Origin of the sequence: Rhodospirillum sp. A1_3_36 (genome assembly GCF_047263945.1) — a bacterium.
In the GTDB taxonomy this organism is placed as follows: Bacteria; Pseudomonadota; Alphaproteobacteria; order Rhodospirillales; family Rhodospirillaceae; genus Rhodospirillum.
This window is the reverse complement of record NZ_JBLAVB010000006.1, coordinates 68,975-82,440: the sequence shown is the minus strand read 5'-3', so window position 1 is coordinate 82,440 and position 13,466 is coordinate 68,975. Positions and strand designations below refer to the sequence as shown.

The following is a 13,466-nucleotide window of genomic DNA, read 5'->3' as shown; positions in this document are numbered from 1 at the left end:
AATTGGGAGGTGGATATGGTTGATAGTGCGAAGAAGAAGGATGAAGCTGACGTCGAGCCCGCAGAGGTGGATGCCTCCGCGACCGACGAGACGAGCGAAGCGGTGACGGCGGACGCCGCGACGGTCGAACCGTCGGCGAACGAGCTCGCGTCTTTGGAGCGGGTGCGTCACCATATGGGCTGGTCGGCGGCGGGTGGCATGGTGCCGGTTCCAGGCCTCGACATGGCGGCGGTTCTTGCCTCGCAGTTGAAGATGCTGTCGGACATCGGTGGGATCTACGGCGTCCCATTCAAGCAGGAGCGGGTCCGCCACGTTATCGGGGCGCTGGTGGGTAGTTTCGCGCCGATCGCCACGGCTCATATGACCGGTATGGCGGTCAAGAGCATCCCGTTCGTCGGCTTGGTGGCTTCGGTCCTCTGGCAGCCCGCGCTGACCAGCGCCACGACCTGGGCGCTGGGTAAGGTATTCATCCAGCACTTCGAGTCGGGCGGGACCTTCCTGACTTTCGATCCGGAAAAGGTGCGTGGCTATTTCAAAGAACAGTATGAGGCGGCCCGGGCTGGCAAGACTGCCGATCCGGAGGTCCAGGCAGCCTGACCCGACGCAGGCGCGTGATAAAAAAGGCCGGGAACGCGGGTTCCCGGCCTTTTTCTTTGCCCCGCGACCGGAAAATATTCCCTGTCTGGTGCCTTGGATGGTGAAAAGTCACTGGGCGTTTTTTCGGTAGTGCGCGGAGATTTCGGCTTCGTCCGGGGTAACCTGATGTGCGGGAGCGCTCCGAGGGACGGTCTTTATTCCATGCGTGGCGGCAAGTGTTCTCGTGTAAAAAACTCCACCCTGTGGCGTGGCCTGGGATCGAATTCCGATTGCCGACCGTGGTAGTGGAGCAAGGCTCCCAAAGCCTGACAGGCGTAATCCTCCACCGCATATTCAATGATCAGATCCAGTTCTTCCAGACGCAGCATTTCCCGGGCTTGGCGGTTCACCCCATGAGTCACAAGCACCGCCTCGTTCAACAGCCCCGCCTCGCGCAGGGCACGGACAACCCCAATGTTCCATGAAGAAATATTATAAAGCCCCTGGAAGGGGCCATGCTCGGCGACATAGTCCATGGCGCGCCGAATATCCGCGCCGTCCCCCGTGTCGCATTCCACCACGTGGTTGGTTCGCAATCCGGGATAGCGCTCGGCCATGACCTGCCGAAAGGCGATTTCCCGCTCCCGATGGGCCGTATACCGTTGAAGGCGGGTCAGGACCATCACTTGCCCGGCATCGCAGCCGATGAAACGGCCCATCATGTCGCCCGCGACCTTGCCCGCCTCCCAATTCCCACTCCCGGCATAGTGGATCCGGGCGATTTGGGGCAAATCGGACAGAAGAGTGACAACGGGCATCCGTTCGCATAGGCGCTCCATCGCGTCGGTCACCATGGTATGCTCGAAGGTCACCACGATGGCGCCATCGAAGGTCGCGGGAATGGATTCGATCCGACGGGCCACGTCCGACGGCAACTGACTCGCATAGAAGAGAAAATTGCAAACGAATCCCTTTCCCGCCAACCGGGTGCCGTAGTCCAGTATGGCACGCTGGATTCGCATGTAGATATCCCGGTCAGGCCGATTCATGACAACCGCAAATCGCAGTGTATCTTTGGGAATTAAATCTAGATTGCGGTTTAGCCCCAACCGCCTGGCGGCTTCCAGAACCCGTGCTTCGGTCGCGACACGAACCCCGCCGCGTCCATTCAGGACACGATCGGCAGTGGCAATCGCGACCCCCGCCAAATCAGCGACGTCCTTCAAAGTCACCTTTTTCTTTCGCGTCATTGCCTTGGCTTTCGTCCCGCTCCCGTTTCATAGGGAAGGAAACCGCCGTCGAAGATGGATTTCAATCATCGTTATGATGGTAATCCATCATTTTCAAACTGGCTTACCATTCAATATTCATGGAACGTATGCCGACAAGCACAAAAACAAGCCGACGACTCATGGCTGCACGAAAGAGAGGCAAATATGACCCAGGCCACGCGGCGGGACAGTTTGGATCATCGCATTCTCGATCTCCTCAAGGAAAATGCTCGGGTCTCCACATCGGATATGGCCAAGTCCTTGCGTGTGGCGCGATCGACGGTCCATGAACGCATCACCAAGCTCGAACGCAATGGCACTATTCGTGGTTACACGGCAATCATCGAAGAGAAGGAAAGCACATCCCACGTCCGGGGATTGCTGATGATCAAGGCCCGTTCTGGACGTGGTGGTCTTCTCGCCAGCAAACTGCGGGACTTTCCGGAAATCCGGGAGTGCATGGCTCTTTCCGGAGAGTACGACTTGTTCTGCGCGATTGAAGCCCCTTTGCTGGAGGACCTGGACGCCATTTTGGAGGAAGTCGGCGCACTGCCAGAGGTTCTATCCACCCAATTCACCGTCATTCTCGCCAGCAAGTTCGACCGCAAGCAGCTCACCCCCGTGCCCGTACCGACCGCCATGCCCAAGGACTTTCAGCTCCACCTTGTCCCATGATCGAAAGCCAGAAAATACTCCCCTCCATAGGCGTCATGATGTTGAAGACCCGATTTCCCCGGATCCCCGGCGATATCGGCAATCCAGGATCGTTTACCCATCCTGTGATCCTGGAAACGGTTGAAGCCGCCACTGTGGACCGGGTCGTTACCCAAGCGGACCGCGCGACCGCCCTGTTACCGGACTTCATTCGGGCCGCCCAATCCCTGGAACGGGCGGGGGTCGCGGTCATTTCGACCAGTTGTGGTTTCCTCTCCATCGCCCAGGCCGACGTTGCCGCCGCAGTTTCGGTTCCCGTCGTGAGCTCGGGGTTAATGATGGTTCCACTGGTCGCGCAGATGGTTGGACGAAAGCGGCGGGTCGGCATTTTGACGGCCAATGCCGACGTTCTGTCGGAAGGCCACCTCCGCGCCGTTGGCATCGGCACCGACCTGTCGGTCTCCATTCAAGGCATGGAAACGTCCGAAGCGTTCCGCAGGGCCATCCTCAGCGGCGGAGCACCCGAGGCAATCGGACCGGGAGGCGAAGGCTTCGACCGGGCCACGCTGGAACGGGACGTCGTCGACCGGGGCATAGCCCTGCGCGACGCCCATCCGGACCTTGGCGCCATCGTGCTTGAGTGCACAAACCTCCCCCCCTACACGGCGGCCCTGCGCGCTGCCACCGGCCTGCCGGTTTTCAGCATCATCGACCTTCTTGAGATGATCGCCACGGCCCGGACACGCGGCTATACGCTTTAGGCCGGTCCTTACCGACCCTATCTTGAGACCTTGGTCGCCAGCACAACGGATGACAGGGTCTCAAGCCCCCCTTCCAAATCTCCGATGGCATCCAAAACCCGGTCCAGGGCATCGACGGTCTCTGCCTCGACCTCGGCCACGAAGTCATGACTACCGCTCACCGACCGCAGCGAGCGCAGGGCGGGCATGGCTTTCAGCGCGCTCTCAACGGCCCGGCGCTTGATCGGTGGCGCCTTGATCATGACCAGGGCGGTAATCCGCTTTTCGGACACTCCCGGGGCCAAAATCACTGAATACCCCCGAATCGTCCCCTCCCGCTCCAGCCGCGTCAGCCGCGCCTGAGTTGCCGTTCTGGACAAGTTCAAACGGCGGGCCAATTCCGACACCGACATCCGCGCATCATTCCGCAGATGGGCCAGAAGCGCGCCATCCTTGTCGTCCATATCCAAGCCTTCCCTTCTTGTCGTCGACAATAGTCATTTTCACTATAGGCCTAGTAATTTTAGCCAGTCCGCCTATTTCCAGCGACAGGAAAATCTTCTCTCATGAACGGGATAGGGCACGCCATCGCGTCCCAAATGGAATGGAGAGAAGGATGTTTCAAAAGATCGCGGTTCTCGGATTGGGAAAGGTTGGACATCTCGCTGCCACGCTCCTGTCAGACGCCGGCTTCCAGGTGACGGGTTTTGATGCCCGGGTCCATGGCGCCGAGCCGCCTTTTGCCCGTCAGGCGCTTGACGTTTCCTCCCGGGCGGATCTTGACGTGGCCCTATCCAAGGTCGACGCGGTTCTCTCCTGCCTGCCCTTTCACCTGAATATCGGTGTCGCCCAGGCGGCCCATGCCGCAGGGATCCACTACTTCGATCTGACCGAAGATGTTTCCGTGACCAAAGAGGTCCGCTCCCTGGCCAAAACAGCCAAAGGTCTGATGGCCCCCCAATGCGGTTTGGCCCCGGGCTTCATTGGCATCGTGGGCGCCCATCTCGCCCAGTCCCTGGAGACGGTCCGATCCATCAAATTGCGCGTGGGCGCCTTGCCTCGCAATCCCACCGGACTTCTGGGATATGCCTTCAACTGGTCGCCGGAAGGGGTGGTCAACGAATACCTGAATGACTGTGAAGTCATCGAGGGCGGCGAACGGAAATGGGTCAGCTCCATGGAGTGGCTGGAAACCGTTTACGTTGAGGGCACCCGGTTGGAAGCTTTCACCACCTCCGGCGGCCTGGGAACCATGTGCGAAACCTATCACGGCACCGTGGCCAACCTGGACTACAAGACCCTGCGCTACCCCGGCCATGTGGCGTTGATGAACTTCTTCTTTCACGAACTGCTGATGCGCGATCGCCGGGAAGACGCGGGCCAAATCCTGACCCACGCGAAACCGCCCGTGAATGATGACGTGGTGTTCATCCATGCCTCGGCCGAAGGCGTCGATGACTCCGGACCGCGGCGCCATGAGTTCGTGCGCGCCTATCGCCCCTTGATCCTGGCCGGGGAACAGCGCACGGCCATCGCCTGGACCACGGCCGCGTCCGCCTGTTCCGTCATCCAGATGACCCGGGACGGACAACTCCCCGCTTCGGGCTTTCTGAAGCAGGAAGACATTCCCCTGGACACCTTCCAGCGCACCTCGTTGGGCGGCCTGTTCGCCGGTTAGATCACGATGACATTCGGTCTGTCCGACCGGGTGTCATCAACGGGATCCAACCCGGCCCCGCCCCCGGACCCGCGTGGACGCGCTTCCGCGTCCCCGGCTCTTTATCATTTAAAAATAGATTCTTGGAGACCTCCCGTGCTCGGATCCGATATCCTTGTTGAAATGCTCGTTCGGCATGGCGTCGAAACCATTTTCGGCGTACCTGGCGACACCAATGTTTCCCTGTATATGGCCCTTCAAAAGCGCATGGACGATATTCGCCATGTGATGGCCCGGGACGAACGGTCCGCAGGCTTCATGGCCGATGCCTATGCCCGCCTGACAGACAAGCCCGGCGTGTTCGAATGCCCGTCGGGAGCCGGGGCCATGTACTCCTTGCCGCCCGTCGCGGAGTCCAATGCGTCCTCCGTTCCCGTGATCCTCCTCACCATCGACCTGCCCTTGCCCGGCGAGGGGCGTGGTGTGATTACCGAACTGGATTGCGCCAAACTGTTCGAACCCGTGACGAAGATGTCCATTCAGGTGAAGACAGCCAGCAAACTGCCGGAAATCATCCGCCGCGCCTTCCGCGTTGCCTGCAGCGGCACCCCGGGCGCTGTCCACTTGCAGATTCCGGAAGACATGCTGACCACGGACGTGGATCCGGCGACGATCTCCCTGCACGTGGACGAGGAATGCAAGACGTTCCCCGCCTTCCCCATGGCAGCCCCCGCCAAGCGGATCACCGATTTGCTGGATCTGTTGGCCAAGGCCGAACGCCCGCTGATCGTCGCCGGTGGTGGCGTCAACCGGTCCTGCGCGGGTCCCGAACTGACGGCCTTCGCCGAAGCTCTCAACATTCCGGTGGTCAACACCATCACCGGACAGGGCGTCATCCCCGATGACCACGACCTTGCCATCGGCGTTATCGGCGACAACGGTTACCATCCCCACGCCAACCGGGCCCTCGAGGAATCCGACCTGGCCCTGTTCATCGGCTCGAAAATGGGATCCGTGGTCACCGTGGGGTGGACCTTCCCCAAATTGACCCTGAACCGCCGTGTCGCCCAGATCGACATCAACCCGGAGCGGCTGGCGAACAACTACGAAAACCTGTTGTCCATCTCCGGTGACGCCCGTTTGGTTCTGAACCAGTTGCTTGAGGTCCTGCCCAAGGATTTTGATGGCACAAAGCACACCCCCTGGGTGGACCGGTTGAATGAATACCGGGCCTCCTTCTGGAAGGAAGCCAATACGCTTCTCACCCGCGAGGACGTTCCCTTGCGCCCGGAACGGGTCGTGGAGGTGTTCAGCCAGCGCTTGAAGGCCCACGGCAAGGCTGTCCACATTCTGTCCGACGCGGGTACGCCAACACCCTATATGACCCGTTTCCTGAAGATCCAGGACCGCCGCACCCGCTTCATTATTCCGCGCGCCTTCGGTGGCCTGGGGTCGGCCATTCCTGCGGTGGTCGGCGCCTATTACGCCGATCCGGACCGGAAACCCATCGGCATGTTCGGCGACGGCTCCCTCGGCATGACGGCCGGAGAATTGGAGACCCTCGTTCGCCTGAATATTCCGGCCATGTTGCTGTTGTTCAATAACGGCTGCTTTGGATGGATCAAGGGGCTGCACCGCCTGCGGGGGCATAACCAATGTTTCGGCGTCGACTTCCTGCCCCCCCAGGGTCAGGCCATCGGTGAAGCCTTTGGCGTCAAGTCCTGGACCGCAGAGACCTCCGAGCAACTGGACGCCGCGCTGGCCGAGGGGTTCGAGATGAACGCCCCCTGCCTGATCGACATCCGGGTGGAATCCCTCGCCGACCGGGTCCCCCCCGTCTATTCCTGGCTGCGCAAGCGAGAGCGGGACCCCCTGACCCTTCAGGTCGAGGATGTTCCCTACGTCTAGGCTGTCCCTGGCCCAAGTTCCTCGCCCAAGTTCCTCGCCTAAGCCCCTCGACCGGGGGCTTGGGCGACACTTTGTCGGGCAGCCGCCGGATTTCCGACGGAACGTCGGTTCATTCCGGACGGAAACCAAGGCTAGGCTAAAGCCTCAACGGTTGGAGACAGAGGCCTTGAACACGACAGTTGCGGTGATCGGCGCGGGAATGGTTGGACTGTCCTGCGCGCTTGAACTCCAGGCCAGGGGGAAGCAGGTCATCTTGATTGACCGCTCGCCTCCCGGGCGGGAGACCTCCTACGGAAACGCTGGTGTGTTCACCCGATCCTCGCTTTTGCCACTGAACAACACGGGCCTGTGGCGCAATCTCCCCAAACTGATGACCAACACCCAGGGAAGCCTTCGTTGGCATCTGGGCTACATGGCTCGGAACCTGTCCTGGGCGCTCCGCTTCCTGAGCAATGCCACCCCCGCCAAAGTCAGGAAAACCTGCGAGGCGCTGGATTCCCTGATCACCCTGTCGCTGCCCGTACATGATGCCTGGATCCGGGAAGCGGGATATGAAAACCACCTGCGCAAAACCGGCTGGATCCACCTTTTCCGGTCCTCCGAAAGCCACGGGAAAGGGGAGGGCAACCGCAACATCCTATCCGATTTCGGCCTGCGCCTGACGGATCTTGCCCCGGGGGACATCCGCGCCCTGGAACCAAGCCTGCGGCCCATATACAAGAAGGGAGTCCTGATTGAGGACAGTTGGAGTGTGGACAATCCCGGAGGGCTGGTGGAAGCCTACGGCGCTCTGTTCTCCGAACGGGGCGGGCAATTTATCCGGATGGAAGCGCGAACCATCGAGGAAACGGATCAAGGCGTCACCATTCATGGGACCGACAGTCCGCTCGTGTCCGTCGATCAAGTCGTTATTGCCCTGGGTCCCTGGGCCCGCTCTTTCCTGGAGTCCTTGGGATACCGTGTTCCCATGGGATACGAGCGGGGGTACCACCTTCATTTTCCCTTGACCGAATGCGCCCCTTTGACCCGCCCCGTCTATGATGTCGACGGTGGTTGTGTGCTCGCCCCCATGGCCCAGGGGATTCGGGTCTCGACGGGCGTGGAGCTGGCCAATTTGGACGCGCCGGCAACCAATGCCCAAATGATCATGGCGGAAACCACCGCACGACAGGCGCTTCCCCTGGGCGAGCGGATTGAAACCACGCCCTGGAAAGGCGCCCGTCCCAGTTTTCCCGACAGCCGTCCCGTTATTGACCGGGCGCCAGGACGGAAACGCGTCTGGTTGACCATTGGGCACCAGCACATCGGCCTGAGTACGGGGCCCGGAACGGCCAAGCTGTTGGGCGCCCTGATGGACGGCGCCACGCCGCCGATCGACCCAACGCCTTTTCAGGCCAAACGCTTTATTTCCTGATTGTTTGCTTTCGCATCGATTTTCACTGATCTTGAACAAGGGAGTTCTGGAATGAAGTTCAATCACCGAGCCATCTTGACCGCCGCGACGCTGATGGGAAGCGTTTGCTTCTCCACCCTGGCGCAAGCCGGAGACCGGTGGGACATGGCCCTGGCCTATGCCGCCTCCAACTACCATTCAGAAATTGCTGCGGAATTCGCCAAGGAAGTGACCGACAAGTCCAAGGGAGACTTGGAAATCGTCACCCATCCGGGCGGCTCCCTGTTCAAGGGCGACGAAATCTTTGGCGCCGTTCGCCGCGGGTTGGTGCCAATTGGTGAACGACTCATTTCTGCCCTGAGCAACGACGATCCGATTTACGAAGTCGACTCCGTGCCCTTCCTGGCCACCAGCTTCGAGGACTCCTGGAAGCTCTACCAGGCCTCCAAGGGAGAGTTGGAAAAGACCTTGGATGAAGCGGGTCTCGTTCTTCTCTACTCCATTCCTTGGCCCCCCCAAGGCTTCTACAGCGTCAAGCCCGCCAATGGGCCGGAAGATGTGAAAGGCCTGAAGTTCCGCGCCTACAACACCACGACCTCCCAGATTGCCGACATGCTGGGCATGGTTCCGGCCAAGATCGAAACGGCAGAATTGTCCCAGGCCTTCGCCACCGGCGTGGCCCAGTCCATGATTTCCTCAGGGTCGACCGGATATGACCGGAAGCTTTGGGAATACGTCAGCTACTTCTACGATGTCCGCGCATGGCTGCCGCGTAACATGGTGGTCGTCAACAAGGAAGCCTGGGACGGTCTGAGCGAAGAAACCAAGACCATCATCCTGAACGCCTCCGCTACGGCCGAGAAGAAGGGATGGGCGAAGGCCGAAGAATTGGCCAACTGGTACCTGGAACAGTTCAAGGAAAACGGGATGACGGTCGACACCGTCCAACCCGCGATGCTGGCTGCCTTCCAGGACGTGGGCGCCAAACTACGTGACGAGTGGCTGGAAAAGATCGGGGATCGGGGTCAGGCGATTCTCGACGCTTACAACAAATAAGGTCGGCCAGGAGACGCCGGTGGTTGAAAGACCACCGGCGTTTTTCATTCAAATACGGGGGGGGGCACTATGAGAGCTGTAGCCAAGGCATTGGATAGACTGTATCTTTTCGGAGCAATCCTTTCCGGAATTGCCCTTTGCGTCCTCTGTCTTTTGGTCGTGTACAGTATTCTGGCGCGGCTCTTCAATCTCTATGCGGGCGGAGCAACCGACGTCGCGGGTTATGTCATGGCGACAAGCACCTTTCTTGCCCTGGCCTATACGTTTCGAAACAAAGGGCACATTCGGGTTCTCCTCATGATCCAAAAGGCTTGGGGAAGCGCGCGCCGGATCATCGAATGGTGGGCCCTGGGCGCCATGACCGCCGTGACCGGCTACCTGGCCTTCTACATGATCCGCCTGGCCCATGATTCCTGGAAGTTCGGGGAACGCAGCCAGGGGGCGGATGCAATTCCCCTTTGGATCCCCCAAGTTCCCGTGGCCTTTGGCGCGACTATTTTCGCCATTGCTGCGGCTCACACTTTCATTGAATCCCTGGTGGACCCTCGAAAAATCGATCCGGAGTTCATCACGGATGACGGCGGAGCGGAAGAATGACCGAAAGCCTGTCCATCATTGTCTTTTTGATCGTTCTTTTCTTCCTGCTTGGGTCGAGCCTGTGGATTGGCGCGTCCTTGCTGGGTACTGCCGTGCTTGGCATGGCGCTATTCACCACCCGTCCCATCGGGGATTCCATGGCGATCACCATTTGGGGAAGCCAATCTTCCTGGACGCTGACGGCCTTGCCGCTGTTCGTCTGGATGGGTGAAATTCTATTCCGAACCCGCCTGTCGGAGACCCTGTTTCGAGGGTTGGCCCCCTTCCTTGGCAATCTGCCGGGGGGATTGCTTCATGTGAACATCGGCGCGTCGGCGGTGTTCGCGGCGATTTCGGGATCGTCGGCGGCCACCGTGGCCACCGTGGGTAAGATGTCCATTCCCGAACTGCGGAAGCGCTCCTATCCCGAGAAAATGATCATCGGCACCCTATCGGGCGCGGGGACCCTTGGCTTGCTGATCCCGCCCTCCATTTCCATGATCATCTATGGGGTAACGGTCAACGAGTCCATATCCGACTTGTTTATGGCCGCGATGATTCCCGGGATCGTATTGGCCCTGTGCTTCATGCTGTACGTCGTGATCTGGTCCCTTCTCCACAAAGAAACACTGGACCGGGTTGGGGCCGTCAGTTGGGGTGACCGCCTGCGCGCGCTGAAGGACCTTCTTCCCGTGATGCTGCTCATCACGGCGGTTATCGGCTCCATCTATAGCGGTGTCGCCACCGCTACCGAAGCAGCTGCCCTTGGTGTCGTTGGGTCTATTCTGCTCTCTATCGGCCAGCGATCTTTCACCCTGAGCGGCTTCGGAGATTCCATTCTCGGCGCCACGCGCACGTCGGCGATGATCATGTTCATCCTGATGGGTTCGGGCTTCCTCTCCCTTGCCATGGGCTTCACCGGCATTCCCAAGGGCCTGGCCGAAGGGATCGTTTCCTGGGACCTTTCCCCCCTGGCGCTCATCACCGTATTGACTCTGTTCTACATGGTCCTTGGCATGTTCCTGGACGGGATTTCCTCCATCGTTCTGACCATGGCCGTGATCGAGCCGATGGTCCGCACTGCGGGCTTCGACATGATCTGGTTCGGCGTCTACCTGATGGTGGTCATTGAAATGGCCCAGATCACCCCACCGGTCGGCTTCAACCTGTTCGTTCTCCAGGGCATGACCGGCAAGGACCTGGGGTATATCGCCCGGGCGTCCGCGCCCATGTTCTTCGTTATGTGTGCCTTCATCGCCGTGCTTGTCCTCTTTCCAGAAATGGCCACTTGGCTGCCCGGCATCCTACATTGACCCCTTTGGGCGGGCTTATACCAAGCGGCGCGGGTTGAAACTCACGCCGCTTTTCTTGCGTTCAAACGCCAGGCGGGCTTTTACGCGCCATAAGGCGCGGCGGCCACTTGGCCGCTTCCAAGGTGCGGTGTGTCAAGCTCACCGCACCTTGGTATTAACGGTCGGCTCGCCCTTGATCTCTCCCCTTCCCAGAGGAAGCTCCCCTGCTGAGAAGCTCGACGTGGCCTGTCGATGCCTTAAAGGCCGAGGCCGTATGGGAGGAAGGCGAGGAGAAAGAACGCGTCCATCACGCCCTCAAGGGAGGCCGGGGGCGGGTGCCCACCCACGGTACAGGGCAGTGTCTTATATTTTTTTGGGGCGATTGCCCAAACCCCCATTTTTTAGGCCCGAGGTCTGGAGCCTTTCGGCCCCAGTGGGGGAGGGGGCAAAGCCCCGTGACGGGAAACATTCCCTGTCGTGGACCGTGGCGCCGCCCCCATATTCCAACCTAACTCACTATTATTATTCACTATTCCGAAGGTTCGGCTCCGGTCCCCTGACGTCTCTGGGGTCGAGTAAACTTGATTAGAAAAATGCGATTAAATATGAAGGTATTCGCGTTTTAATAAAGACAATCTAACAATTAGACTGAAATCAACGCGCAGATTGGCGTGCGTTTCGAAAAAGGACCGGGATCGTCCGCCGAAATGTAAAAACCGATCTACGGTCACTCGTGGTTGCCGTGGTCATGCGTGAAAACCGCATCTTGCCCGCCGAGAGGGGGGGGATGAACAAAAAGTACAAAGTAAAACTTTGTGGAGGAAACTTATGAATATCATGCGCCGCATTGGCATGACGATTGCTGCTTGCACCCTAATCGTACAGGCCCATGGTGCCCTCGCCGAGGACTATCCGAGCCGCCCCATAACCATCGTGGTGCCCTATGGGGCCGGGGGGACGACCGATATCTCTGCGCGCCAAATGGCCGCGATGGCCGAGAAGGTTGCGGGGCAACCTTTCGTCGTAGAAAATCAGCCGGGAAGCAGTGGCACGAACGCCATGCGCGCGGTCGCTGCGGCGAAGCCCGATGGCTACAGGCTCATCGCGACGACCTCGTCTCCCTCCTTCGTTACGCCTGCGCTTCGGCCCGTTGGCTATGACACCACGACCGACTTCATCCCGATCATGAATTACTCGGGGCCCTATCACGGCGTGCTGGTCAATGCCGACGCGCCTTACCAAACGCTCGACGAGTTGATTTCGGCCGCCAAATCCGGGACTACGGTGACCTATGGCACGGCAGGTGCGATGGGGGGAGCTCATCTGGCCTTCACTTCCGTCGCCAATCAGACCGGGGCCGCCTTGCGCCATGTGCCGTTCGACGGAGCGTCTGCAGCGACCGCTGCGGTGCTGGGAAAACATGTGGACGTGGCGCTGGTTCCTGCCTATCGCGATTTGGTCCAGGATGGAAAGCTTCGTCTCCTTGCGGTTCTTGACGGAACACGGGATCCTGATTTCCCCGACGTTCCGACTCTGAAGGATGCCGGGTACAAAGCGGAGTTTCCCTCGATCGTCGGCATCCTGGCGCCCGCCGGGACGGACGGTGCCATTGTCGCCAAGCTTGAAAAAATCTTCACTGACGTCGCCTCCTCGGACGAGTTCAAGGCCTTCATGACCAAGTTGGGCCAGCCGGTACGCGTCATGTCGGGCGAGGCGCTTAAGGCGACCATTGCAGAGAACCTCTCAGCCTACCGCGATCTGGCAAAGCAAATGGGCCAGTCCAAGTGACGACGGAAACCAACGTCGCCTCGGGGTCCCGCTTCGGTATTCGGACACTGACCAGTGGGGGACTCCTGGTCGGTGCTCTGGCGGGGCTGGCATTACTGGATCGGCAAATTCCGCTTTTCGGTTTTGGCGACCAAGGACCGGACGCACGGAGCTTTCCCCGGTTGGCCTTGGGGGCGCTCGCCCTTGCGCTCGTGATTCGCATGGGGCTTGGGCTCGCGCGGGGGGCGACGGATGCCCCCATCGGTCCAGGGCAGCGGCTGGCATGGACTCTTGCGCTTGCGCTCGTCAGTGGTTTGGCTCTGGTGGCCATGCCGGTCCTGGGCTTTTTCGCCGGAGCCGGGCTCCTCGGCGTGGCGACCGCCCTGTTGCTGGGCGAGCGGCGCCCGGTTCTTGGGGTTTTGGTCCCGGTGGCCATCGCGGGGATCGTGACCTTTGGCGCGCGGTGGGGATTGCATATCCCCCTTCCCTGATGGGCCCCAGACTCAACACTCGAGCTGTGAGGAGAGGCGGAACACCCGATCCATGGGTCCGCTCTCTCCTCGAGGTCTTCACGCG

13 protein-coding genes are annotated in these 13,466 nt (G+C 60.1%); 11 read left to right on the top strand and 2 right to left on the bottom strand.

Features of this window, described 5'->3' with window-relative positions; genetic code table 11:
* The first annotated feature begins 15 nt into the window (after positions 1–15).
* On the top strand, positions 16–597 hold the full coding sequence (locus tag ACLIRY_RS14570) for a YcjF family protein (RefSeq protein ID WP_413206140.1): 582 nt from the start codon (positions 16–18) through the stop codon (positions 595–597).
* A 194-nt stretch (positions 598–791) separates the two neighbouring features.
* On the opposite strand, the gene ACLIRY_RS14565 is transcribed toward ACLIRY_RS14570, so the two are convergent.
* Positions 792–1,826: a LacI family DNA-binding transcriptional regulator gene (locus tag ACLIRY_RS14565; RefSeq protein ID WP_413206139.1), complete on the bottom strand. Its 1,035-nt coding sequence runs from the start codon at positions 1,824–1,826 to the stop codon at positions 792–794.
* 186 nt (positions 1,827–2,012) lie between these two features.
* Here ACLIRY_RS14565 and ACLIRY_RS14560 point away from each other — a divergent pair, with 186 nt between their 5' ends.
* Together ACLIRY_RS14560 and ACLIRY_RS14555 are read left to right on the top strand one after the other, a co-directional pair.
* A complete protein-coding gene (locus ACLIRY_RS14560; protein WP_413206138.1) occupies positions 2,013–2,522 on the top strand; it encodes an Lrp/AsnC family transcriptional regulator in 510 nt (169 codons plus the stop codon).
* Positions 2,519–3,262 (top strand): aspartate/glutamate racemase family protein, encoded by a 744-nt coding sequence (locus ACLIRY_RS14555; RefSeq protein ID WP_413206137.1) that lies wholly within the window; start codon positions 2,519–2,521, stop codon positions 3,260–3,262. The genes ACLIRY_RS14560 and ACLIRY_RS14555 overlap by 4 nt, the downstream gene beginning before the upstream one ends.
* Positions 3,263–3,279: 17 nt before the next feature.
* Here the strand turns inward: ACLIRY_RS14555 and ACLIRY_RS14550 are convergent, their stop codons facing one another.
* The gene (locus tag ACLIRY_RS14550) at positions 3,280–3,705 is read right to left on the bottom strand and encodes an Lrp/AsnC family transcriptional regulator (RefSeq protein WP_413206136.1); all 426 of its coding nucleotides are present in this window, start codon (positions 3,703–3,705) and stop codon (positions 3,280–3,282) included.
* 152 nt (positions 3,706–3,857) lie between these two features.
* On the opposite strand from ACLIRY_RS14550, the gene ACLIRY_RS14545 reads away from it, so the two are divergent.
* The 8 genes from ACLIRY_RS14545 (at position 3,858) to ACLIRY_RS14510 (ending at position 13,381) form a co-directional block, all read left to right on the top strand.
* Entirely contained in the window at positions 3,858–4,919 is a 1,062-nt protein-coding gene (locus tag ACLIRY_RS14545; RefSeq protein ID WP_413206135.1) for a saccharopine dehydrogenase C-terminal domain-containing protein, read from the top strand.
* A gap of 135 nt (positions 4,920–5,054) precedes the next feature.
* Positions 5,055–6,806: a thiamine pyrophosphate-binding protein gene (locus tag ACLIRY_RS14540; protein WP_413206134.1), complete on the top strand. Its 1,752-nt coding sequence runs from the start codon at positions 5,055–5,057 to the stop codon at positions 6,804–6,806.
* A gap of 166 nt (positions 6,807–6,972) precedes the next feature.
* Positions 6,973–8,220: an NAD(P)/FAD-dependent oxidoreductase gene (locus tag ACLIRY_RS14535; protein WP_413206133.1), complete on the top strand. Its 1,248-nt coding sequence runs from the start codon at positions 6,973–6,975 to the stop codon at positions 8,218–8,220.
* Positions 8,221–8,271: 51 nt separating this feature from the next.
* Positions 8,272–9,255: a TRAP transporter substrate-binding protein gene (locus ACLIRY_RS14530; protein ID WP_413206132.1), complete on the top strand. Its 984-nt coding sequence runs from the start codon at positions 8,272–8,274 to the stop codon at positions 9,253–9,255.
* A 69-nt stretch (positions 9,256–9,324) separates the two neighbouring features.
* Positions 9,325–9,852: a TRAP transporter small permease gene (locus tag ACLIRY_RS14525; RefSeq protein ID WP_413206131.1), complete on the top strand. Its 528-nt coding sequence runs from the start codon at positions 9,325–9,327 to the stop codon at positions 9,850–9,852.
* Entirely contained in the window at positions 9,849–11,144 is a 1,296-nt protein-coding gene (locus ACLIRY_RS14520) for a TRAP transporter large permease (protein ID WP_413206130.1), read from the top strand. The genes ACLIRY_RS14525 and ACLIRY_RS14520 overlap by 4 nt, the downstream gene beginning before the upstream one ends.
* A gap of 807 nt (positions 11,145–11,951) precedes the next feature.
* Entirely contained in the window at positions 11,952–12,911 is a 960-nt protein-coding gene (locus ACLIRY_RS14515; RefSeq protein ID WP_413206129.1) for a Bug family tripartite tricarboxylate transporter substrate binding protein, read from the top strand.
* Entirely contained in the window at positions 12,908–13,381 is a 474-nt protein-coding gene (locus ACLIRY_RS14510; RefSeq protein ID WP_413206128.1) for a tripartite tricarboxylate transporter TctB family protein, read from the top strand. The genes ACLIRY_RS14515 and ACLIRY_RS14510 overlap by 4 nt, the downstream gene beginning before the upstream one ends.
* Positions 13,382–13,466 lie beyond the last annotated feature (85 nt).